A 22,743-nucleotide genomic window follows, 5' to 3' on the forward strand; every position below is an offset into this window, starting at 1 on the left:
AGTCAAGCATGGGCGGCCTGCGGTTCGGGCGATACATTCAGTGTCGCTGCGATGATGTTCTGGGGCGTCAGATCGTCCCCGCTGAGCGAGGCGACGACCGCTCCGTCAAAGAAGACATGGGTTTCGTCGCAAAGCTGGATCAATTCTTCGTAATCCGTGCTGAGCAACAGGATCGCGGTGCCCTGATCCGCCAGCTGGCGCAGGATTGCGTAGATCTGGGTTTTGGTTTTCACGTCAATGCCGCGCGTCGGGTCGGCCAGCAGCAGGCAGCGCGGTTTCAGCGCCAGCCATTTGGCGAGCACGACTTTCTGCTGATTGCCCCCAGACAGCGAAGACACCGGCAGTTCCAGCCCGCCGTGTTTCAGCGCCAACTGCTCCAGCGCGCCGGCGTAGAGCGCCGCGTCACCCGCATCCAGATCCGACCGGCCGAGGGCGGCCAGTTCAAGGTTTTCCTGAATGCTCTGATCAAGGATCAGACCTTCGGTCTTGCGGTCCTCGGGGATGTAGGCCAGCGCGATGTCTTGATGTTTGGCCTGCTTTGGGCTGCCGATCCGGGTCGGCTGGCCCGCGATGGCCGTGGTGCCGTCTGCCTTGCGCAGCAGGCCGACAAGGCCCATCAGAAACGCCCCCTGTCCCTGTCCGTCCAGCCCGCCCAGACCCACGATCTGGCCCCGGCGCACGGTCAGGGAGACGTCCTTGACCTGACCTTCCCAGGTGTAGTTGCGCACCTCCAGCACCGCTTCGGCGTCTTGCCGGGGTGGGGGCTTTTCGGGGAACAGTTCTTCGATCTTCTGGCCGACCATCATGTTGATGATCGCGGCATAGTCGTGATCGCCTTTCATGAAGGTCTCAACCCGCTGGCCGTTGCGGAAGACGGACACGCGGTCCGCCAGTGCTTCGATCTCATGGAACCGGTGGGAGATGAACAGGATCGCCGTGCCGCTGTCGCGTTCTTCCCGCACCAGATCGAAGACCTTCTCCACCACCGATGCGCTCAGCGCCGAGGTCGCCTCATCCAGGATCAGCAGCCGGGGCTTTTTCATGATGGCTTTGGCGATTTCGACCTGCTGGCGCTGGGGCAGGGTCAAATCCGCCACCCGCGCGGCCATCTTGATCTGGGCGCCACCGATGCGGCCAAGCACGTCCTGCGCTTTGTCCAGACCTTGCCCGCGCAGCCATCCGATTCCGGCAGCCGGCGCGCCCAGCAACAGGTTTTCACGCACCGTCAGGTCAGGGACAAGCGAGAGTTCCTGAAACATGCAGACCAGCCCATGGCGCAAGGCGGCTTGCGGGGCGTTGAGAAACACATCGCTGCCATCCACACGCAGCTGGCCATGGGTGGGTTGCAGCACGCCTGCGATCAGCTTCATCAGCGTGGACTTGCCTGCGCCGTTTTCACCCAGCACCGCATGCACTTCGCCTGCGTTGCAGATGAAATCGACGCCATCAAGGGCCTTGGTTGCCCCGAAGTGCATGGAGATGTCGCGCATCTCCAGCAGAGGCGTGCTGCTGTTTGACATGACGGTCACTCAAGCTGACGCAGCGGCGCGTGTCTTGTGACGCGCCGCTGCTGGGGGAGGTCCTAGGTGTTGTCGGGCGACTGGCCCAACAGCTCTTCCGGGGTGAAGGGCGCAAAACACTCTTCATAGCCGGTGCCGGTGTTGAAGGACTTCGGCAGGTCGGGGAAGTAGTTTACCCCCGCTTCAAGCGCATCGGATGTCACCTGCGGAATGGGCAGAAAGATCGTCTGCGGCAGTTCATGACCTTCCAGCAGTGCCACGGCCGCTTCCAGCGCAACCGCTGACATGGCAGGGGCCTGGCTGGCGGAGACGCCCGGAATGCCCAGATCGCTCATCAGCATGCGCACGCCGTTTTCACCGTCCACGCCCATGGGCACAATTGGATGGCCCGCAGATTGCATCGCGTTGATCGACCCGGCAGAGCCGTGCTGCGAGACAACCGCGTCAAACTCACCATGGGTGGCCAGCGCATCGGCGACCACTTTCTGGCTGGTGCCGGTGTCCCAGTTGCCCACAACTTCCACGATCTCAAGGCCGTCGACCTTTTCCAGAACGCTCATCATGCCCAGACGGCGGTCGCGGTCTGTGGCATTGCCGGGCAGGCCGTTGACCATCAGGATCTTGTCGGCTTCGCCGCCGAGGATCTCCATCACGGTCTTTGCCTTCAGCGTGCCAAGGGCGAGCTGGCTTTCGTTGACCTGTACCACCTTGTCGGTGTCCAACACGTTGTCAAAGGGCACAAGGATCGTGCCTGCGCGTTCGGCGCGGCGGATGACCGGCTCAAAGGCGGTGGGGTTCACGGCGATGAAGGTGATCGCGTCATAGCCTGCGGCAATGAAGTTATCGATCGCGGCGATCTGTGCGGCACTGTCATTGCCGACGGAGACGACGGTGAATTCACCGATCTTGCCCGCGTTTTCAGGCCGCGCGGCCCAGGCTTTGGCGGACTGGATCGCCTGAATGCGCCAGTCGTTGCCTGCAAAGCCGTTCACGAAGGCCAGCTTGTAGGGGCCTTCCTTGGCGTCATAGGAAATGGTCGATGTATCCGGTGCCGGTGCAAAGCACTCCGGACGATGTGTTTCAGCGAATGCAACCCCCGCGGATGCCACAGCAAGCGCTGAGCTCAAAAGCAGTTTTTTCATGTGTCCTCCCAGGCAGTGTGACCTGCCGATTTTCTTCAATCTGTCAAAATGCGCCACGCATGTTTACGTAAACACATTGCCAAAGGTGTACGTGTTTACGTAAACATGCGTCAAGCAAAGAGTTGAAAGATGCGCCCAAATGGTCAAACGCCGGTCGCCCCATTCTGACAAGACGCAGCCCACGATGCACGATGTTGCGCGGGTTGCAGGCGTCAGCCAGATGACGGTGTCGCGCGTGATGCGCGGCACCGGCTACATCTCAAAAGATGTGCGAAATGAGGTTGTTAAGGCCGCGCGAGAGATCGGCTATGTGCACAACAGACTGGCGGGCGGGAACGCCACATATGACAATCCGATTGTCGGTGTCGTTGTGCCCACCATGCAGAACCGGGTGTTCACGGAAGTGCTGGCCGGCATCAACACAACGCTGGACGAAAGCGGGCTGCGGCCGGTCTTCGGTGTTTCGGAATATTCATTGGAGACCGAGGAGGATCTGGTGTTCGACCTGTTGTCCTGGCGCCCGCGCGGTCTGATTCTGTCCGGGCTGGAGCACACCGCATCCCTGCGCAAGATCGTCGCCCAGACCGGCGTGCGCGTGGCCGAGATCATGGACACCGATGGCGATCCGATCTCCACCTGTTTTGGGTTTTCCCATGTTCAGGCGGGGGAGGACATGGCCAGGCATCTGATCGAACGCGGCTACCGGACCTTTGCCTATGTGGGCAGTCAGGGCGGGCTGGATCTGCGGGCAACCAAGCGGTTCGAGGCTTTTGCGCGGATCATCCGGGAAGCGGGGGCGCAGATCGTGGCGATGGAAACCTCTGAGGTCGCTTCGTCGATGGAAGTGGGGCGGAGCATTACCCACAAGCTGATGCAGCACCCGACACCGCCGCGCGCGATCTATTACGCCAACGACGATCTGGCGGCGGGCGGGCTGATGCACTGCCTTGCCGAAGGCATCGCAACGCCGGATCAACTGGCGCTGGCGGGGTTCAATGGCCTTGGCTTTCTGTCGGCCCTGCCAAAGCTGATCACCACAACCGTGACGCCCCGGTTTGACATCGGCACGGCGGCGGCGGCGTGGTTGATGCAGGCTGAGGAAGGCGCGGAGACACGCAAGGTTGCCTTGCAGGCCAAACTGCGGATCGGGCAAACCACCTGAGCCACCAGCCGGGGTGTGCCTGTCGCTGCCATACCCTGCGCTGCCGCGAACATTCTAGGCTCAGGACCCATTAATTCTACATCGCCAGCGACAATTTCACGAGATTTCAGTGGTTTGGGATGCGCCGCCAATTCCCTCTCGCGCATCGCTTTGCGATACGCTGTCGGTCAGTGGTGGTTCTATTTGCAAGCGGCCCGAGACGCTGAAATGAAGTGAAATCGTCGCCCTGCGGGTTCGCCGGATTTTCCCTCTGCCTGCGTCACATCTGCTTGAAATAGAACCACTATTCTTGCGCAGACGTTCCTTGTCAGCGAAAAAATCTGGCGAACTGACGATGTAGAATTAATGGGTCCTGAGCCTAGCCGGTGGCAGATCAAACATTGATACTGACCCGACGGGCTGGCTAAGGTCGGCCAAACGAGAGGGGACATATCATGCGGTTTTCCGGCCTGCGCATTCTGCGGGAGGGGCTGTCCGGCAACAAGGGCTGGACCGGTCACTGGCGCGACCCAGAACCAAAGGCCGAATATGACGCGATCATCATTGGTGGCGGCGGGCATGGGTTGTCGACGGCGTATTATCTGGCCAGGAACCATGGCATGCGCAACATCGCGGTGCTGGAGAAGGGCTATCTGGGCGGGGGCAACATCGGGCGCAACACGACGATTGTGCGGGCCAATTACTTCCTTGAAGGCAACTCGCAGTTCTATTCCCATTCGCTCAAGCTGTGGGAAGGGCTGGAGGAAGAGCTGAACTACAACGTAATGATGTCGCAGCGCGGCGTGCTGATGCTGTGCCATTCCGATGGCCAGCGCGACGCCTTTGCGCGGCGCGGCAATGCGATGCTGGCGCAGGGGGATGATGCGGAGCTGTTGGACACCGAAGGGGTGCGGCGGTTGCTGCCCTATCTGGATTTCGAGAACACGCGGTTTCCGATCTACGGTGGGTTGCTGCACGGGCGCGGCGGATCCGCGCGGCACGATGCGGTGGCCTGGGGCTATGCGCGCGGGGCGGACCAGCTGGGCGTGGATCTGATCCAGCAGTGTGAAGTCACGGGGATCGACATCGAGAACGGGCGCGTGACGGGCGTGCAGACCACGCGCGGGGCGATCCGGGCCAAGAAAGTGGGCATTGTCGTCGCTGGTCGCTCCTCCCAGGTGGCGGCGATGGCGGGGATGCGGTTGCCGATTGAAAGCCACGTGTTGCAGGCCTTTGTGACCGAGGGGCTGAAGCCTGTGATCGACCATGTGGTCAGTTTTGGCATGGGGCATTTCTATATCAGCCAGTCGGACAAGGGCGGGCTGGTCTTTGGCGGTGATCTGGATTTCTACGCCTCCTACGCGCAGCGCGGCAATCTGCCGATGAAGGAACACGTGATGGAGGCGGGCATGACGCTGATGCCGATGATCGGCAAGGCGCGGGTGCTGCGATCCTGGGGCGGGATCATGGACATGACGCCTGACGGCTCTCCGATCATTGACCGCACGGAGACGGAGGGTTTGTTCCTCAACTGCGGCTGGTGTTACGGCGGGTTCAAGGCGGTGCCGGGGTCGGGCTATGCGTTCTCGCATCTGATGGCCACGGGCACGCCGCATGACACGGCGGCCGCCTTCCGGCTGGACCGCTTCCGCACCGGGCGCGGCCTGATGGACGAGGAGGGCACCGGTGCGCAGCATAATCTGCATTAGCGTGCTGGCACTGGCCACACAGGCAGCAGCGCAGACCGCCCCCGAGGGGTGTTTCGCGCGCACCTATAGTGAGGCGCATCTGGCCAGGCATCCTGCGCAAGTGGTGCGCGAAATCTCTGTGGCGTTTGGCGATTTCAGCGGCGACAGCGTGCCATGGGCGGATGTGATCGTGGTCACCGCAGATCAGGGGCATGCGGCGGCAAGCGGGCAGGGCGGCGGCACCTACGGGCAGATCGCGCGCTGCACGTTGCGCGATACCGGGCGCTGGGCCTGTTCGGCGGAATGTGATGGCGGCACCTTGGAGATCATGGGGCTGGATCAGGACGGGCTGTTGCTGCGCACAGCGTATTTCCTGACCGGCACAGGCGATGACTGCGGCGGCGAGGTGGATCTGGCCGAAGTGCCGGATCAGCGGGTCAGCTACAAGTTGCAACGGCTGCCCGACAGCGCCTGTGCGGGACGGTGGGAATGAGAGCGGGAGAAGGGTCACATGAGGATTGAATGTCCGCTCTGCGGTGCACGGGACCGGCGGGAGTTCTACTATCAGGGGGCCGCATTGACCCGGCCCGCGCCCGACGCAGGCGAGGCCGCGTGGGATGACTACATGCACCTGCGCGACAACCCGGCAGGGGAGACCCGTGACCTGTGGCAGCACGAAGGCGGCTGCGGCGCGTGGCTGGTGGTCACACGGGACACGGTCAGCCACGTGATCACGGATGTTGTGCTGGCGGCAGATGCCAAGGGGGCAGGCGCATGAGGATTGCGGGCAAGGGGCTGGTCGATCGGGCGCAGCCGGTCACGTTTACCTTTGACGGTGTCCCGGTGAAGGGATTTGCAGGCGACACCGTCGCTTCCGCCCTGCTGGCCAGGGGGCAGGTGCTGATGGGGCGGTCGTTCAAGTACCACCGCCCGCGCGGGCCCCTGACCGCGGGCAGTGAGGAACCCAATGCGCTGATCACGGTGGGCAAGGGGGCCGCTCAGGTCCCCAATGTGCGCGCGACCCAGCAGGAGATCTACGACGGGCTGGTCGCCCGGTCGCAGAACGCATGGCCGTCGCTCAATTTTGACGTGATGGCGGTGAACGATCTGGCCGCGCCGTTTCTGGGGGCGGGCTTCTATTACAAGACCTTCATGTGGCCCAGGGCGTTCTGGGAATGGGTTTATGAGCCGGTGATCCGCAAGGCCGCCGGACTGGGCGCGCTGTCAGGCAAGAGCAACACGCAGACCTATGACAAGGCCTTCGCCTTTTGCGATGTGCTGGTGGTGGGCGCAGGGCCTGCCGGGTTGATGGCGGCCTGGGTGGCGGCGCAATCCGGGGTCGAGGTGATCCTTGCCGATGAGGACGCGCTGCCGGGTGGTCGCCTCATGGCAGAGACAGAAGCAGTGGGCCATCAGGCGGGCCACGTCTGGGCCGCGGCACTGGCAGAGAAGCTGCGCGCGATGGAGAACGTGCGCATCATGCCGCGCACCACGGTGACCGGGGCCTATGACGGCAATGTCTATGGCGCATTGGAGCGGCTGGATGCGCAGGCCCCGTCCGGCGCGCCGGTCGAATGCTTCTGGCGCATCACTGCGCGGCAATGCGTCCTGGCCGCTGGCGCGCTGGAGCGGCCCATCGCCTTTCAGAACAACGACCGCCCCGGCATCATGCTGGCCGGCGCGCTGCGCGCCTACCTCAACCGCTGGGGTGTCTGCCCCGGCAAGCATGTCACGATCTTCGGCAACAACGATGACGCGCACCGCACCGCGCGCGATCTGGCGGCGGCAGGCGTGCATATCGCTGCCCTGATCGACAGCCGCGAAGGGGTGACCTTCGACGGTGCGGATTTCCCGGTCTACGCGGGTGCGCAGGTCTGCAATGCCAGCGGCCGCACCGCGTTGGAGAGCATCACGGTGCGCACTGCCGACGGGGAGGACGCCATTCAGACCGATTGTCTGGCGATCTCCGGCGGGTGGAACCCGACGGTGCATCTGACCTGTCACATGAACGGGCGGCCCACATGGAATGCGGATCTGCAAACCTTCGTGCCCACCCCCGGCGCGGTGCCCGATCTGATCCCGGCGGGCGCGTGCAATGGCGTGTTTTCAACAAAGGGCTGTCTGGAAGACGGCCTGCGCGCGGGCAAAGAGGCGGTGAAAGCACTGGGCAAACGCGCGGCTGCGGTGGAGGTGCCACAGGCCGACGATGCAGCATACGCGCTGGACCCTCTCTGGGCCGTGGCGGGCAAGGGCCGCGCATGGCTGGATTTTCAGAACGATGTGACCGTGAAGGACGTCAAACAGGCCGCAGTTGAGAACTTCCAATCCGTGGAGCATATGAAGCGCTACACCACCCAAGGCATGGCCACCGATCAGGGCAAGTCCTCCAACATGGCCGCGCTGGCGATTCTGGCCGATGCCACGGGCCGCGCCATCCCTGAAACCGGCACCACCACCTATCGGCCCCCGTTTGTCCCTGTGTCGATTGCGGCGATGGGCGCAGGCGGGCAGGGCGAAGGTTTCGCCCCGCAGCGGTTCATGACCTCGCATAGACAATCCGTGGCGATGGGCGCGCCGATGATCGAAGCGGGGCTGTGGTACAGGCCCAGCTACTTCCCCAAACCGGGAGAAAGCACCTGGCGGCAATCCTGCGACCGGGAGATCGGCTATGTCCGGCAGGCGGTGGGCATCTGCGATGTCTCGACCCTGGGCAAGATCGACATCCAGGGGCCGGATGCGGCGCAGCTGCTGGATTTTGTCTATACCAACATGTTCTCCACACTGAAGCTGGGCCGCGTCCGCTATGGTCTGATGCTGCGCGAAGACGGGCATGTCATGGATGACGGCACCTGCGCGCGGCTGGGCGATCAGCACTATCTGATGACCACCACCACCGCCGCCGCCGGGCAGGTGATGCGGCATCTGGAGTTTGTCTGTCAGGTGCTGCACCCCGACTGGCAGGTGGCCTTTACCTCCGTCACCGAACACTGGGCGCAGTACGCCGTGGCAGGGCCAAAGGCGCGGGACCTGCTCAATGATGTGCTGGACCCGCCCATCGACAACGACAGCTGGCCGTTCATGTCCTGTGGGGAGACCCGCGTGGCGGGGGTCACGGGGCGGCTCTTCCGCATCTCTTTCTCCGGGGAGCAGGGATACGAAATCGCCGTACCCGCGCGCTACGGTGCGAGCCTCTTCGATCTGCTGGTGAAGAAGGCCGAGGCGCTGGGCGGCGGGGCCTACGGGATGGAAGCGCTGAATGTGCTGCGGATCGAGAAAGGCTTCATCACCCATGCCGAAATCCACGGGCGCGTGACGGCCTTTGACATCGGCATGGGCCGGATGGTCTCGGCCAGGAAGGACTGCATCGGCAAGACCATGGCCGCCCGCCCCGGTCTGGTGGAAGAGACGCGCGAACAACTGGTCGGGCTGAAACCCGTGGCGGGGGGCACGCTGACCGCCGGTGCGCATCTCTATGACGCGGGGGCCGACGCGACGCGGGTGAACAACCAGGGCTATGTCACCTCCGTCGGCTATTCGCCGGCGCTGGGCTGCGACATCGGGCTGGGTTTTGTCAAAGGCGGGCCTGCGCGGATGGGCGAGGTGATCCGGCTGGTTGATGGTCTGCGCAAGGTGGAAACAGCGGTGGAAATCTGCGCCCCCGTCTTTGTGGATCCAGAAGGGGAGCGGTTGCGTGGCTGATCTGAACGAGACAAGTGCGGGCGCGGGTCTCTTGCCGCTCAGCATTGGCCGTTTCACGGTGGAAGAACGCCTGCCGGGGGCGCTGACCTCCCTGACGGCATTTGACGCAGACGCCATGGGCGCGGCGCTGAAAAAGGCGCATGGGATCGCCTGGCCCGCGCCAAACCGCAGCAACGGCAAGGCGCAGACGCGCTGCATCTGGTTCGGCCACCGGGAGGTGCTGTTGATCGGCCCTGCCCCGGAGCCATCACTGGGCAAACATGGGGCTGTGGTGGATGTCACAGACGGCTGGGCAGTGGTGCAGCTGCAAGGCGCTGGCGCAGAAGAGGTGCTGGCCCGGCTGGTGCCCGTGAACCTCTCTGCGGCCATGTTCAAACGCGGCCACAGCGCGCGCACGCTTTTGGGGCATATGAACGCCGCCATCACCCGTCTGGGGCCTGACGCCTTCGAGATCCTTGTCTTCCGCTCCATGGCCACCACCTTGGTTCACGATCTCAAACGCGCTATGGAGAGCGTGACGGCGCGGGGCTGACCCCGCAGGCCAACAGGCAAACGGAGATGTCGCTATGATGAAGGCAATGATGTGCAGCGCGGTTCTGGGACTGGCGATGGTCGCCGGTGGCGCGCAGGCGCAATCGCAGAAGGAACGGGACTGCGCCATTCAGGGGCAGGTGATGGGGGCGGTCCAGCAGGCGCGGCTGGACGGCGTGCGCAAGAACAAACTGGTCGACGCAGTGAAGGCCGCCAACCCCGACCTGTCACAAACCGTGCTGGATACAGTGCCCGCCATCGGCGCGCATATCTACGGCATCAAGAAACGCGACCTGCGCAAGGTCGACCTTGGCGAAGTGGCACAGACCCAATGCCTTGAAAACTACGAGCAGATCCAGGCGCTCCAGAAGTCCATCACAAACTGACGCTGACCGGCAAAGGAGGCGCCCCCCTTTGCCTCACCCGCCTGCCAGGCCCGCCCAGCCAGACCGGCCCGCCACCATACCACCGCCCTGGCCCCTCTTTTTGGCCAAAAATATCCCTGCGCACCCGATGCCCCGGACGCCACACCGGCGGGGCAGGGGCCCCCTCTCACGTGGCCCCGCCAATCTTAACGATAATGACCATCTCCCCACCCAGTCCACTGGACTCTGCGCCCCCCCGCCCAATATAACGGGGCATGAGCCTGCCACCCGGATTTCTGGACGAATTGCGCACCCGGTCGAGCCTGTCACAGGTGGTCGGGCGCAAGGTCATGTGGGACGCGCGCAAGTCCAATCAGGGCAAAGGCGACATGTGGGCCCCATGCCCCTTCCATCAGGAAAAATCCGCCAGCTTTCACGTCGATGACCGCAAGGGGTTTTACTATTGCTTTGGCTGCCATGCCAAAGGCGATGCGATCTCATTCGTGCAGGAAACCGAAAACGTGGGCTTCATGGAAGCGGTGGAGATCCTGGCGCGCGAAGCAGGCATGCCAATGCCCGAACGGGACCCGCAGGCGCAGCAGAAGGCGGACAAACGCACGCAATTGGCAGAGGTCATGGAACTGGCCCTGCGCTGGTTCCGGTTGCAACTCCAGACCTCCGGCGCGGCAGAGGCGCGGGCCTATCTGGATCGGCGCGGGCTGGACAAAGCCGCGCTCGACCGGTGGGAGATCGGCTTTGCCCCCGACAGTTGGCAGGGGCTGTGGGACGCGCTGAAAGGCAAGGACATCGCCGATGAGCTGATCCTCGGCGCAGGGCTGGCCAAGCCTTCGACCAAAGGCGGCAAGCCTTACGACACCTTTCGGGGCCGCATCATGTTCCCCATTCGCGATGCGCGGGGGCGGGCGATTGCCTTTGGCGGGCGGGCGATGGACCCGGCGGATAATGCGAAATACCTCAACTCGCCGGAGACAGAGCTCTTTGACAAGGGCCGCAGCCTCTACAACGTGCGCGACGCGCGCACGGCGGCGGGCAAGGGCATGCCTTTGCTGGTGGCCGAAGGGTATATGGATGTGATTGCCCTGCATGGCGCAGGGTTTGAGGCGGCGGTCGCACCTTTGGGCACGGCGATCACGGAAAACCAGTTGCAGATGCTCTGGCGCATTGCGCCTGAGCCGATCATCACGCTGGACGGCGATGCGGCGGGCCAGCGCGCGGCGCTGCGGCTGATTGATCTGGCGCTGCCGCTGTTGGAAGCGGGGCAATCCTTGCGGTTTGCCATGATGCCCGAAGGGCAGGATCCGGACGATCTGTTGAAAGCATCAGGGCCCGCAGCCCTGCAAAAGCTGCTGGATGAAGCGGTGCCGATGGTCAAGCTGATGTGGCAGCGGGAGACCGAGGGCCGCGTCTTTGACAGCCCCGAACGCAAGGCGGCGCTCGACAAGGCGCTGCGCGAGAAGATCATGCTGATCAAGGACCCGTCGATCCGCAGCCATTACGGGCAGGCGATCAAGGACATGCGCTGGGAGCTGTTCCGCGCCCGCCCGGCAGCACCCAAGCGGGCAGGCGGCATGCGCGAAGTGGGGGCGCGCTGGCAGGCGGCACCGCAGGGGCCGACACCCACCGCCAAAGCCTCTGTGCTGGTGGCCGCCACCGGCGCGGGCAGCACCGCGCATCTGCGCGAAGCGGTGATCCTGGCGGCCTTTGCCACCTGTCCCGAGATCGTGGAAGAGTTTGAAAGCGGGTTGGAAGCCATGGACTGCGCCGACCCCATGCACGCGCGGTTGCGCGATCTGTTGTTGCGCCATGCGGGGCAGGGGGCGGAGGTTCTCCGCGACAAGGTAGCGCAGGCTTTGGGGCCGGATGCCCTTGAAATGCTGACCTCCCAGCGCCATGTCGCCATCGTGCCCTGTGTGCGCCAGCCGGGGAACGCGCAGATGGCGGCGATGACCGTGGCAGAGGAGCTGGCGAAGCTGGAAGCTGCGCGCGGCCTGAGCGAGGAAATCGCGGAAGCGGTTGAAGACATTGGGGAAACGGCAGACGAAGCCGTCACCTGGCGGTTATCGGAGGCGGCAAGGGCCGCCGACAGGGCAGCGCGGGCGGCGCAGGAAGACACGGCGGAATATGAGGTGGGCGACAACGGCGCCCGGATCAGCCGCGACGAACGCAGTGCCCTGGACCAGCTGCTGGGGGGCATCCGGTTCGAGAAGTCGAGAGGGCGGGAAAAGGGCTGACGTGTCCTTTTGACCCGAACTTTAGGAAAAATAAGGGAGATGGGTTTAAGAATCACCCCAAACCCCGCATGATTCGGTCTACCCCGAATCACTGATACTGATTCGTTCACGCCTGGAGGGACACATGGCCGCGAAAGATACCAACGAAGACACCAAACGCGACGATGCGGACGGCGCCCATTCGCTGGACATGAGCCAGGCCGCGGTCAAGAAGATGATCGCAGAGGCGCGTGAGAAGGGCTACATCACATACGATCAGCTGAACACGGTGCTGCCGCCGGATCAGGTGTCCTCCGAACAGATCGAAGACGTGATGTCGATGCTGTCGGAGATGGGCATCAACATCATCGAAGATGAGGACGCGGAAGAGGAGGAGGCCAAAGGCTCCACCGAACTTGCGACCACCGACAGCGCCAAGGAAGTCGCCCTATCTTCCGGCACGGCGGAAAAGCTGGACCGCACGGACGATCCGGTACGCATGTACCTGCGCGAGATGGGCAGCGTCGAACTGCTGAGCCGTGAAGGCGAAATCGCCATCGCCAAGCGCATCGAGGCGGGCCGCAACACGATGATCGCGGGCCTGTGTGAAAGCCCGCTGACTTTCCAGGCGATCACCATCTGGCGCGACGAATTGCTGAGCGAAGACATCCTGTTGCGCGACGTCATTGATCTGGAAGCCACCTTTGGCAATCAGTTGGGCGATGATGAGGAAACAACCCCCGTTGTGCCCGCAGGCGGTGTGGCCGAGGAAAAGACAGAGGAAGCCAAACAGGAACTCGACGCTGACGGCAATCCCATCACCACAGATGATGATGATGACGAGGACGAACAGGCCAACATGTCGCTGGCGGCGATGGAAGCCGCGCTGAAGCCGCAGGTGCTGGAAGCGCTGGACATGATCGCGGACGACTACGCGCAATTGAGCGACATGCAGGACAGCCGGATCTCTGCCACCCTGAACGAGGATGGCACCTTCAGCGAGAAGCAGGAAGCGACGTACCAGAAGCTGCGGTCGGAAATCGTGCTGCTGGTTAATGACCTGCACCTGCACAACAACCGGATCGAAGCGCTGATCGACCAGCTCTACGGCATCAACCGCCGGATCATGCAGATTGACAGCGCCATGGTGAAGCTCGCCGATCAGGCGCGCATCAACCGCAAGGAATTCGTCGATGCCTATCGCGGCTATGAACTTGATCCCGGCTGGATGGAGCGGATGGCCGAGAAACCCGGTCGCGGCTGGCAGATGTTCATCGAACGCTCCACCGACAAGGTTGAGGAACTGCGCGCGGACATGGCGCAGGTAGGCCAGTATGTGGGCCTCGACATCTCCGAATTCCGCCGCATCGTGCAGCAGGTCCAGAAGGGTGAGAAAGAAGCCCGTCAGGCCAAGAAGGAAATGGTCGAAGCGAACCTGCGTCTGGTGATCTCGATTGCCAAAAAGTACACGAACCGCGGCCTGCAATTCCTTGATTTGATTCAGGAAGGGAACATCGGCCTGATGAAAGCGGTCGATAAGTTCGAATACCGCCGGGGCTACAAATTCTCCACCTATGCGACATGGTGGATCCGGCAGGCGATCACGCGGAGCATCGCGGATCAGGCCCGCACCATCCGTATCCCCGTGCACATGATCGAGACGATCAACAAGCTGGTGCGCACAGGCCGCCAGATGCTGCATGAGATTGGCCGGGAGCCGACGCCCGAAGAACTGGCCGAGAAGCTGCAAATGCCGCTGGAGAAGGTCCGCAAGGTGATGAAAATCGCCAAGGAGCCAATCTCGCTCGAAACGCCGATTGGCGACGAGGAAGACAGCCAGCTGGGCGATTTCATCGAGGACAAGAATGCCGTGCTGCCGTTGGACAGTGCCATTCAGGAGAACCTCAAGGAGACCACCACGCGGGTGCTGGCCTCGCTGACGCCGCGCGAAGAACGTGTGCTGCGCATGCGGTTTGGCATCGGCATGAACACCGATCACACGCTGGAAGAGGTGGGCCAGCAGTTCAGCGTGACACGCGAACGTATTCGCCAGATTGAGGCGAAGGCGCTGCGCAAGCTCAAGCATCCCAGCCGCTCACGCAAGCTGCGGTCGTTCCTCGATCAGTAAGCGACCAACATGAGATTTCTGGCAAGGCGCGCGGGACACCCTGCGCGCCTTTTCCATGTCTTGCAGGTGTTACAGGTCACGTGACGGATCTGTGATTTTGATGTGTTCACGCCAAGCCCTATCTCTCTGACAGGGGCAATGCCCCGAGCACAGCAGGGGAGCGTTCGACATGCGACACATCACCATTGCAGCCGGTCTTGCCCTGGCCCTTGTCGGGACAGCTGCCTCGGCCCAAACGTTTACGGCGCAGAACCACCTCAAGGTGAACCCCCTCAACGCCATGGACTTCGAAGTGATTGAAGCCCGCGGCGAAGGCGCGACCGGGATGTGGTGTGCGGCGGCGGATTACGGCATGAAACGGTTGCGGTTGTCGAACGCGCAGCGCGTCTATGTCAAAACCGCGCGCGGGCCTGCGATCACGGCGCCGGGGCGAAAGGGCGTGGTGTTCACGTTTGATGCCAGCGGTCTGACGCAACCGCCCGGCGGCTCCTACTCGGTGAGCACCGGAACCGTCGGATTGAGCATGTCTTTGGGGCAAGCGATCCAGTATTGCCGCGACAACATCATTGAACCGGACGACATACATTTCCGCAGGAAAGGAAGTTAACATGATCAAGCATTTAAGTACTCTGGCGCTTGCCCTTGCCTTGGCCACCCCCGCAGCCGCCCAGACGTTCCGCGCGGAGAACCGGGTGGATGTGACCCCGGTCGCAAATGGCTTTGCGATCGCAGATGGGAATGGTCAGTGGGCGCGGGGCATGTGGTGTGCCGCAGCGGATTATGCGCGTGATGTCTTGGGGGCCGGAGGCACGCAGCGGATCTATGTGGCAAAAAGCAAAGGGCGCGGGGCCGGCAATCCGGTGATCTTTACCCTCGACCCGACAGGGCTGACGCCGTCTTCGGTAACGTTCCTGTCGTCCTCGATCAAAACTCCCGGCGCCAATCTGTCGGTCGATCAAGCCAATGTCTATTGCGCTGACTTCAGATTGAGAAACGGGCGATGATGCGCAGGATTGTTGCGGGCCTGTTGGCCACCGCTTTGCCCCTGACGGCACAGGCCGCGACGACGGGCGAAGAAGACACGATGGTCATCAACCGCCTGAACGCCTCCGATTTCGAAGTAGTGGAGACCCGGAGCATGGGGGCGACAGATTTCTGGTGCGGCGCCGGAACCTTCGTCGAACGGCGGTCAGGCCTGCCGGGGACAACGGCGATCTACCTCAAACGTCCGCGCGGGCCGAGCAGCAGCGCACCTGGCCGCAAAGCCGTTGTGTTTTCCACCAGTGGAGCAGGACTGCCTGCACCGCAGGGGCAGACCAGCATCTCCATTGTGCGGCCGGGGAGCATGTTGAAATCCAACGTCGCGCGCAGTTTCTGCCGCGATGCCTTCACGCGGGCCACCAAATGACGCTTCACGCTTGACCCCTGCGGGCAGGGTGGCACTGTGGCCGCCATGCAGGACGTCTTTGACATCACAACCACGGGCCAGGGCCTGTATGAGATCACGGGGCAGGTTGCCGGGTGGCTGAGGTCATCGGGGAATGGTCTGTTGACGCTGTTGGTGCGGCACACATCGGCCTCCCTGCTGATACAGGAGAATGTGGATGCGGATGTGCAGCGTGATCTGCGCGCCTATTTTGCGCGGCTTGTGCCGCCCGCTGACGATCCGTCGATGGCCTATCTGTCTCATGTGATCGAGGGGCCGGATGACATGCCTGCCCACATCAAGGCGGCGGTGCTGCCCGTCAGCCTGTCGATCCCGGTGCAGAGCGGACGCATGATGTTGGGGACATGGCAGGGCATTTACCTCTTTGAGCACCGCGATGCCCCGCACCGCCGACAGATTGCCGCCCATTTTCGCGCTGATTGAGCCTTCCCCGTGGGCGGCGCGCAACAGGTAGCACCCCCAAGATATAGCGGTGAATTTCCCCTCTACCCAAAACCTGTCTCACCCCCTATACAAATGGTAACGAGGGCGGAGAGCGCCCCTATAGAGGCGGATGACAGAGAAGGGGACTGCCGATGCGCTGCCCGTTTTGCGGAAATATTGACACTCAGGTAAAAGACAGCCGTCCGGCGGAAGATCACGTATCCATCCGCCGTCGTCGCTTTTGCCCGGCCTGCGGGGGGCGCTTTACCACCTACGAACGTGTGCAGCTGCGCGATCTGGTGGTGATCAAATCCTCTGGCAAGCGCGAGGATTTTGACCGCGACAAGCTGGAACGCTCCATCCGCATCTCCATGCAGAAACGTCCCATTGATCCCGAGCGCATCGACCAGATGATCAGCGGCATCGTGCGGCGGTTGGAGAGCATGGGCGAGACGGACATCAACTCCAAACAGATCGGTGAGATCGTGATGGAGGCGCTGGCCCGGATCGACACCGTGGCTTACGTGCGATTTGCCAGTGTGTACAAGAACTTCCAGGCGGCGGACGACTTTGACAAGTTCGTGCAGGAATTGCGCCCGGACGGTGGTTCCGAAGAAGAAGAGTGAGCGACGCGCGCTTCATGTCTCTGGCCCTGAGTTTGGGCCGCAGGGGGCAGGGGCGGTGTTGGCCGAACCCGGCGGTGGGCTGCGTGATCGTGGCAGGTGGCCGGATCCTTGGCCGGGGCTGGACCCAGCCCGGCGGCCGCCCCCATGCAGAGCCGCAGGCGCTGGCAGAGGCCGGTGAGGCCGCGCGCGGCGCCACGGTTTATGTGACATTGGAGCCCTGTGCGCACCACGGCCAGACCCCGCCCTGCGCCGAGGCTTTGGTGGCCGCCGGTGTGGCGCGGGTTGTGGTGGCGATTGCCGACAGTGATCCGCGCGTCGATGGGATGGGGCTGGAGATCCTGCGGGACGCGGGCATTACCGTTGATCTGGGTGTCTGCGCGGCGCAGGCACAGGCTGACCATGCGGGGTTTCTGACCCGCACCACGCTGGGGCGTCCGATGCTGACGCTGAAACTGGCCAGTTCCTTTGACGGGCGCATTGCCACGGGCACCGGTGAAAGCCAGTGGATCACCGGCCCAAACGCACGCCGCGCCGTGCACGGGATGCGCGCGCGCCATGACGCGGTGATGGTGGGCGGCGGCACGGCCCGCAAGGATGATCCGAGCCTGACAGTGCGGGATCTGGGGCTGTCCCATCAACCGGTGCGGGTTGTCGTCTCGCGCAGGTTGGACCTGCCGTTGATGGGCAAACTGGCACGCACGGCGGCGGAGGTGCCTTTGATCCTGTGCCACGGGCGCGATGCGGATGCGGAATTGTCCCGCACATGGCGCGATCTGGGCGCGACGCTGTTGGCTTGTGAAGCCAGGGGCGGGCAGCTGGATCCGGTGGATGTGATGCAGCAATTGGGCCGCCACGGGCTGACGCGGGTGTTCTGTGAAGGTGGCGGGGCGCTGGCGGCGTCGCTGATCGAAGCGGATCAGGTGGACCGGCTGGTGGGCTTCACGGCGGGGGTGATCATCGGGGCCGAAGGCCTGCCGGGGATTGGCGCGATGGGCCTGTCCCATCTGCGCGATGCGCCGCGGTTTGATCTGCAATCGGTGTCGCGGGTCGGGCCGGACACGATGCACGTCTGGGCGCGGGGGTAGGGGTAGCTGCGCTGTTGGGTGCTTTTTCTTTGCGGTAGTGCGTGTTGTGGGGGTGGGAATTTCGGAGGCTCTGCCTCCGGACCTCCGGGATATTTTTGGAGAAAAGATGGGGGTTAGCGGCGCCAGAGGTGCGCTTTTGACGCGAACAGGCCTTGCAGTTTTGACAAAAGGCGGTTGCCGGGGCCGGGTTTTGGCACGTCACCCTGCGCAAGCCGTTCCACGATGACTTCGACTGGGCAGGGCAGGCCTGTGACCGGGTCGCGGTAGCGCGGGTAGTCGATGAGTGTGGCGTGCACGAGACCTGCAAGGCCGGGTTCCGCCCGGCGGCGCGGGGGCACGTCGCCAAGGTCGGTCGTCAGGCCCCATCCGGCATAGAACGGCGCGCCGAGGGTGGTGACGGGGAGGCCGCGCAGGAGGGCTTCGAACCCCAAGAGCGATGTCATGGTCCAGACTGCATCGACCTCTGCCAAGAGCGCGATGGGGTCGGTGTGGGTGAGAACGGCGTCTGCGTCGGCAGTGTCGTTGCCGCCGTCGCGCAGGCCTGCTTCGACGTCGGGGTGAGGCTTGTAGAGGATGACCGCCTCCGGATTGGCTGCGCGTGTGGCTTTGAGCAGGGCCGCATTGGTGCTGACCGCATCAGTACCGGTGCGGATGGAGGCATCGTCCTCCACCTGACCCGGCACAAGGATGCGCTGGCCTTTGGGCAGGTCCGACAGATCGGGTGCATCAGCGGTGAGGTTGTATTTGCTCAGCCCGGCTGCGGTCAGACGTTCGATCAGGCGTTCGGCCCGCGCGTGTTGGTCAGGCCGCAGGTCGGCACGGGCGGCGATCAGATGCTCTAGCCGGCTGGGGCGCGTGGGGTCGTAGTAGATGCCCAGATCATCTGCCACCAGCGACAGCGGCGGGATCAGCTCTGCGCCCAATCCGCGCGAGCGCAGGAAGCCGTCTTCGACGCGGGTCGCGCCTGCATGCGCCTCTGTTGCCTTGCCGGCCCAGACCATGCGGGGCCTGTCAGAGATGTCCGGCGGTGTGTCCTGAAACACCATTGGCGTGACACTGCCAAAGAACTCTTGCAGGGGTTTGCGTTTCCACAGGCGCATTTCGGAGGCGATCCAGCCCTTGTGGTCTTCGCGCCATGTGCGGGTCTGCGCGGCCAGTGCCTCAAGCGTGTCTTCCAGCGGGCAGAGGGCATCGCGGTAGGGGTCGTACCAGTTCGGATAAAGGATCATCGCTGCTGCAAAGAGTTGCGCGCGGGTCAGGGGGCGCTGGCGGCGCTGGACGGGGAATTCATCTGTGGTCAGGCCCCAGCCTGCGTAGAAGGGCTGGCCGAAGACGCGGGGTTTGTGGCCTGCGAAAATCGCTTCGAACCCCATTTGTGAGGACACGGTATAGACGCCGACCGCCCCTTCAAACAGCGCTTGCGGGCTCACCGGCGTGTCCAGCAGCGTGACACGCGCGTTGGTATCGGCTTCGGTGAAATAGCCCGGCCTGTGGCCTGCGGCGGTTTCGGGATGGCTTTTGATGATCACCGGGCAGCCGGGGTGTTCTTCCTGTGCAAAGACCAGCATTTCCAGAAAGCGGCCCCGATCCGCGCCGGAGGCGGTGACGGCGGCATCGCCTTTGGTCTGGTCGATCACCAGCACATAGCCGGGCGCGGGGGCGGGCGTGGCAGGATCGAAGGCGGTGTATTTGGTCAGATGCGCCTCGGCGATGCGCGCCATGGCACCGCGCGCGCGGGCCAGCAGCGCGCTGTCGTCCAGCGGATGGGTGGCCAGCAGCACCTCCAGATCGGAAGGATGCGTCGGGTCGAAATGCACGCCGCGATGGTCGATCAAGAGGCCGAGCGGCGGCTCTCCATCACGACCGGGGTGGAGGGACCGCAGAAATGTATCCTCAACCCGCACAACAGGCGCATCGCGTTTTTCCGCCACACCTTCACCGCGATGGGCGGTGGGGGAATTGCCCCAGACGGCCACGGCATCGCCGTCACCCGGCAGCCCGACATGTACCGAATATCCCGCCAGCGTCAGGATGCGCCGGATGCGGGATTGGGTGAGAAAGCCACCGTTAAAGACAAAAAGCCGCCGGTTCTTTTCAGAACCGGCGGCGGGGGTGTCGTAGAAATCCGGCCCTAAAGCCATGTGCCTTTATTCGCTGCCCGTGAGGGTGCTGAGGCTGCTGGCAGAGCTTGCCGTGCCGGTGATCGCTGAGATGACCTTGGTCCATTGCGTGAAGGGCGCTTCGGTCACATAGAGCGTGTCGCCATCGCGGATGACAAAGTCGCGGGCCATGAACATGCCGTTGGGCTGCGTGAGGTCAAGCACATAGACCATACGCTGGGCGCCTTGCAAATCGTTCCGGCCGAGCACCTGCGCGACGATCTCGGGCGCTTCGTTGCGCAGGATAAAGACGCCGGTGGGATCGGCCGTGGAGGGGTTGAGCCCGCCCACCTGCGCGATGCCTTCGAGCGCGGAGAGGGTGTGAGATTCAAAACCAACCTGCGCCTGACCGCCGGTTGCGCCCAATGCCGTGAAGGAGCGGGTGTCCTCTTCGACCAGAATGCGGTCGCCTGCGCGCAGCGCGATGTCGAGTTCGGGGTGGTCATAAAGGTCCTGGAACCAGATCTTGCCCCGGTGATTGCCGCGGATCACGGTGACTTGCGCGATCTCAGGTTCGATCACCACGCCACCGGCCTGCGCCAGCATCGCACCCAGCGTGCGGGTGGGGCGTTCGATGGGATAGACACCCTGACCGCCCACGGCACCAACCAGTGATACGGTTGCACCGTCACCGGCGGCCCGGCGCACTTCGACCTGCGGGTCGGGGGTCTGTTCACCCAGTTTGGTGGTGATGATCCGGCGGATCGCGTCAGGGGTGTTGCCTGCGGCTTTGATGCGGCCTGCATAGGGGATGAAGATGAAGCCAGAGCCATCCACCTGCACTTCGCTCAGTGCCGTGGCAGGCGCGCCTTCCACGCCCAGCAGCGGGTCGTCGACGTTTTCATAAACAGTGATGCCCAGCACATCGCCGGGACGGATTGTGTCCGACCCCAGCGTGGCGGCGTTCTTGAAGGCGTCGGAGAACCCAAGGGCGGGCACAACCGCCGTTGCACGGGTCACCCGATCATTGACGGAGACGACAAAGGCGTCGCCCTCTTGCTGGACCGAGCCTGCATAGAGCTGCCGTTTGTTGGGGCCCACGTTCGGCAAGCCACAGGATGCAACAACGGCTACAGCCGCAAGTACGGCGGTGGGACGCGCCCACCGATTGATAAGGGATTTCACTGCCCGGTCTCCTCGACCTATGTCACTCTGCCTCGGGTTCGCCGGTATTTTTCCGACGTAATTGTCGGCAAGCTACCGCAGGGCAGGCTAAAAATCCAGTTGGGCAGGGGATGGGGATCAGCGAACGACGCTTAACTGTTGCCGTGGAGCCGCGGTGCCCCGTTCCAGCGCCTCATAGGGATCATCGGGGCTGAGCATCATATCAACAACCTGCCGCATCAATTGACGGCGTCCGCGCGCGGCATAAAAGCCACCCGGTATCTGTGATGTTTCAAGCAGATAGCGGCGGAAATCCTTGTAGGCGCGGTTGTCTGGACGGGAGGCACCGGCAAAGAACGCAGGCAGCGGCTGATCAGAGACAAACTCCGGCTTGGCATAGACCGCCCGGCCAAAGACCTTCAGCGGAATGCCGCGCCAGAGCACCTGCTGACCGGCGGTTGAGTTCACGGTGACAGCGGTGCGCGCATCGTTCAGGAGCTGCGCCAGCTTGCCGCCGCGCACATAATGCACCCGGTTCGAAATGCCGTGTGCCTTGGCCAGACGGCGCAATGCACGGCGCAGGGGCACACGGCCATCCTCAAGCGGATGCGCCTTGATCACCAGATGGTGGTGTTGTGGCGCGCCTTTGGCAAAGCCGTCGATCACCGTTTCCAGAAAATCCGTCATCGTTTCAAACGGGGAGTGCATCTGGAAAGAACTGTCATGCTCCAGCTGCAACAGCGCGAGGTGATAGGGAAAGCCGCTCAACCTGATGCGCAGGGTGGAGAGCAGCCGGTCCAGAGATAGAAACGGCATCAGCAGCAAGCGCTTGATATAGAGCTGGAATTCCTTGGTCACAGGCAAGCTGCGGTGCGGGCGGAAATTGCGATAATCGCCGTTCCGGAACATCACGAACCAATGGTAAAGGGCGCCGTAGAAGATATGCTGCCGCATGTCGCCCCAATGTCCGGGCGGCAGCGGCGCTTCCATGTCGGAATTGGCAAGAGCCGCCTGCATCTGCGCGATGCTCATGTCCATCAGGCGTGAATTGCCGTTGGAGCCCGCGCGTTCATAGGTCACCCAGTAGGGGCGCATGTAGCCTTCCTCAAACACATGCACTTCGATCCCGCGGGCGCGGGCGGCTTCAATGGCCTGCGCGTGGATGGGGCGTGTGTCGCCGTAAAGGACGATATCGGTCACGCCTTTTTCGTCGATCAACTGTCCAAAGGTTTCAGGCCAGTCGGCGGCGCTGCCGCGAAAGGGAATATAGGTCGACGGCTGGAACCAGAAGGCGCGGTCGCCTGCGTTGAACCCCACACGCCAGACCTGCGCCCCCGCTTTGGCCAGCATCCGGCCAAGACGGTGAAAGAAGGGGCCATGCGGTCCTTGCAGAAACAAGAACACGCGGCTGTCTGATGCGGTACTGGCCATGACAGGTCCTTGATGCACGTATC

Annotated in this window: 20 protein-coding genes; 15 read left to right on the plus strand and 5 right to left on the minus strand. The window is 63.3% G+C overall.

Features of this window, described 5'->3' with window-relative positions; translation table 11 throughout:
• Nucleotides 1-2: 2 nt before the first annotated feature.
• Together Q1A91_RS05555 and Q1A91_RS05560 are read right to left on the minus strand one after the other, a co-directional pair.
• Nucleotides 3-1,520, minus strand: a complete 1,518-nt coding sequence (locus tag Q1A91_RS05555; RefSeq protein ID WP_299874126.1) for a sugar ABC transporter ATP-binding protein — start codon at nucleotides 1,518-1,520, stop codon at nucleotides 3-5.
• A 62-nt stretch (nucleotides 1,521-1,582) separates the two neighbouring features.
• Nucleotides 1,583-2,662, minus strand: a complete 1,080-nt coding sequence (locus Q1A91_RS05560; RefSeq protein WP_299874129.1) for a sugar ABC transporter substrate-binding protein — start codon at nucleotides 2,660-2,662, stop codon at nucleotides 1,583-1,585.
• A gap of 139 nt (nucleotides 2,663-2,801) precedes the next feature.
• On the opposite strand from Q1A91_RS05560, the gene Q1A91_RS05565 reads away from it, so the two are divergent.
• The 15 genes from Q1A91_RS05565 (at nucleotide 2,802) to ribD (ending at nucleotide 18,026) form a co-directional block, all read left to right on the plus strand.
• Complete coding sequence (locus Q1A91_RS05565) at nucleotides 2,802-3,824, plus strand: LacI family DNA-binding transcriptional regulator (RefSeq protein WP_299874132.1); 1,023 nt, start codon at nucleotides 2,802-2,804, stop codon at nucleotides 3,822-3,824.
• Between the two features lie 434 nt (nucleotides 3,825-4,258).
• Entirely contained in the window at nucleotides 4,259-5,512 is a 1,254-nt protein-coding gene (locus Q1A91_RS05570; RefSeq protein ID WP_299874135.1) for a sarcosine oxidase subunit beta family protein, read from the plus strand.
• Complete coding sequence (locus tag Q1A91_RS05575; protein WP_299874139.1) at nucleotides 5,490-5,984, plus strand: hypothetical protein; 495 nt, start codon at nucleotides 5,490-5,492, stop codon at nucleotides 5,982-5,984. The genes Q1A91_RS05570 and Q1A91_RS05575 overlap by 23 nt, the downstream gene beginning before the upstream one ends.
• Nucleotides 5,985-6,002: 18 nt before the next feature.
• The gene (locus Q1A91_RS05580) at nucleotides 6,003-6,269 is read left to right on the plus strand and encodes a sarcosine oxidase subunit delta (RefSeq protein ID WP_299874141.1); all 267 of its coding nucleotides are present in this window, start codon (nucleotides 6,003-6,005) and stop codon (nucleotides 6,267-6,269) included.
• Nucleotides 6,266-9,190 carry a sarcosine oxidase subunit alpha family protein gene (locus Q1A91_RS05585; protein ID WP_299874144.1) on the plus strand — a complete coding sequence of 975 codons (2,925 nt, stop codon included), beginning with the start codon at nucleotides 6,266-6,268 and terminating at the stop codon, nucleotides 9,188-9,190. The genes Q1A91_RS05580 and Q1A91_RS05585 overlap by 4 nt, the downstream gene beginning before the upstream one ends.
• Nucleotides 9,183-9,722, plus strand: coding sequence for a sarcosine oxidase subunit gamma (locus Q1A91_RS05590; protein ID WP_299874147.1), 540 nt, complete (start codon nucleotides 9,183-9,185; stop codon nucleotides 9,720-9,722). The genes Q1A91_RS05585 and Q1A91_RS05590 overlap by 8 nt, the downstream gene beginning before the upstream one ends.
• Nucleotides 9,723-9,756: 34 nt before the next feature.
• Nucleotides 9,757-10,107 carry a hypothetical protein gene (locus Q1A91_RS05595; RefSeq protein WP_299874150.1) on the plus strand — a complete coding sequence of 117 codons (351 nt, stop codon included), beginning with the start codon at nucleotides 9,757-9,759 and terminating at the stop codon, nucleotides 10,105-10,107.
• Between the two features lie 254 nt (nucleotides 10,108-10,361).
• A complete protein-coding gene (gene dnaG, locus Q1A91_RS05600) occupies nucleotides 10,362-12,338 on the plus strand; it encodes a DNA primase (protein ID WP_299874153.1) in 1,977 nt (658 codons plus the stop codon).
• Nucleotides 12,339-12,462: 124 nt separating this feature from the next.
• On the plus strand, nucleotides 12,463-14,445 hold the full coding sequence (rpoD, locus tag Q1A91_RS05605) for an RNA polymerase sigma factor RpoD (protein WP_299874157.1): 1,983 nt from the start codon (nucleotides 12,463-12,465) through the stop codon (nucleotides 14,443-14,445).
• A 169-nt stretch (nucleotides 14,446-14,614) separates the two neighbouring features.
• Nucleotides 14,615-15,052 carry a hypothetical protein gene (locus tag Q1A91_RS05610; protein ID WP_299874160.1) on the plus strand — a complete coding sequence of 146 codons (438 nt, stop codon included), beginning with the start codon at nucleotides 14,615-14,617 and terminating at the stop codon, nucleotides 15,050-15,052.
• 1 nt (nucleotide 15,053) lies between these two features.
• Nucleotides 15,054-15,449 (plus strand): hypothetical protein, encoded by a 396-nt coding sequence (locus tag Q1A91_RS05615; protein ID WP_299874163.1) that lies wholly within the window; start codon nucleotides 15,054-15,056, stop codon nucleotides 15,447-15,449.
• The gene (locus Q1A91_RS05620; RefSeq protein ID WP_299874166.1) at nucleotides 15,446-15,853 is read left to right on the plus strand and encodes a hypothetical protein; all 408 of its coding nucleotides are present in this window, start codon (nucleotides 15,446-15,448) and stop codon (nucleotides 15,851-15,853) included. The genes Q1A91_RS05615 and Q1A91_RS05620 overlap by 4 nt, the downstream gene beginning before the upstream one ends.
• A 45-nt stretch (nucleotides 15,854-15,898) precedes the next feature.
• Nucleotides 15,899-16,315, plus strand: a complete 417-nt coding sequence (locus Q1A91_RS05625; protein ID WP_299874169.1) for a secondary thiamine-phosphate synthase enzyme YjbQ — start codon at nucleotides 15,899-15,901, stop codon at nucleotides 16,313-16,315.
• 152 nt (nucleotides 16,316-16,467) lie between these two features.
• Nucleotides 16,468-16,941: a transcriptional regulator NrdR gene (gene nrdR, locus Q1A91_RS05630; RefSeq protein WP_299874172.1), complete on the plus strand. Its 474-nt coding sequence runs from the start codon at nucleotides 16,468-16,470 to the stop codon at nucleotides 16,939-16,941.
• A 14-nt stretch (nucleotides 16,942-16,955) separates the two neighbouring features.
• Nucleotides 16,956-18,026, plus strand: a complete 1,071-nt coding sequence (gene ribD, locus Q1A91_RS05635; RefSeq protein WP_299876118.1) for a bifunctional diaminohydroxyphosphoribosylaminopyrimidine deaminase/5-amino-6-(5-phosphoribosylamino)uracil reductase RibD — start codon at nucleotides 16,956-16,958, stop codon at nucleotides 18,024-18,026.
• A gap of 113 nt (nucleotides 18,027-18,139) precedes the next feature.
• On the opposite strand, the gene Q1A91_RS05640 is transcribed toward ribD, so the two are convergent.
• The 3 genes from Q1A91_RS05640 to Q1A91_RS05650 all read right to left on the minus strand — a co-directional run bounded on the left by Q1A91_RS05640 (nucleotide 18,140) and on the right by Q1A91_RS05650 (nucleotide 22,720).
• Entirely contained in the window at nucleotides 18,140-20,167 is a 2,028-nt protein-coding gene (locus tag Q1A91_RS05640) for a capsular polysaccharide biosynthesis protein (RefSeq protein WP_299874175.1), read from the minus strand.
• 6 nt (nucleotides 20,168-20,173) lie between these two features.
• Nucleotides 20,174-21,310, minus strand: coding sequence for a polysaccharide biosynthesis/export family protein (locus Q1A91_RS05645; RefSeq protein WP_299874178.1), 1,137 nt, complete (start codon nucleotides 21,308-21,310; stop codon nucleotides 20,174-20,176).
• Between the two features lie 117 nt (nucleotides 21,311-21,427).
• Entirely contained in the window at nucleotides 21,428-22,720 is a 1,293-nt protein-coding gene (locus tag Q1A91_RS05650) for a capsular biosynthesis protein (RefSeq protein ID WP_299874181.1), read from the minus strand.
• Nucleotides 22,721-22,743: the final 23 nt, after the last annotated feature.

It is taken from the genome of uncultured Sulfitobacter sp., from assembly GCF_947500075.1.
Taxonomy (GTDB): Bacteria; Pseudomonadota; Alphaproteobacteria; order Rhodobacterales; family Rhodobacteraceae; genus Sulfitobacter.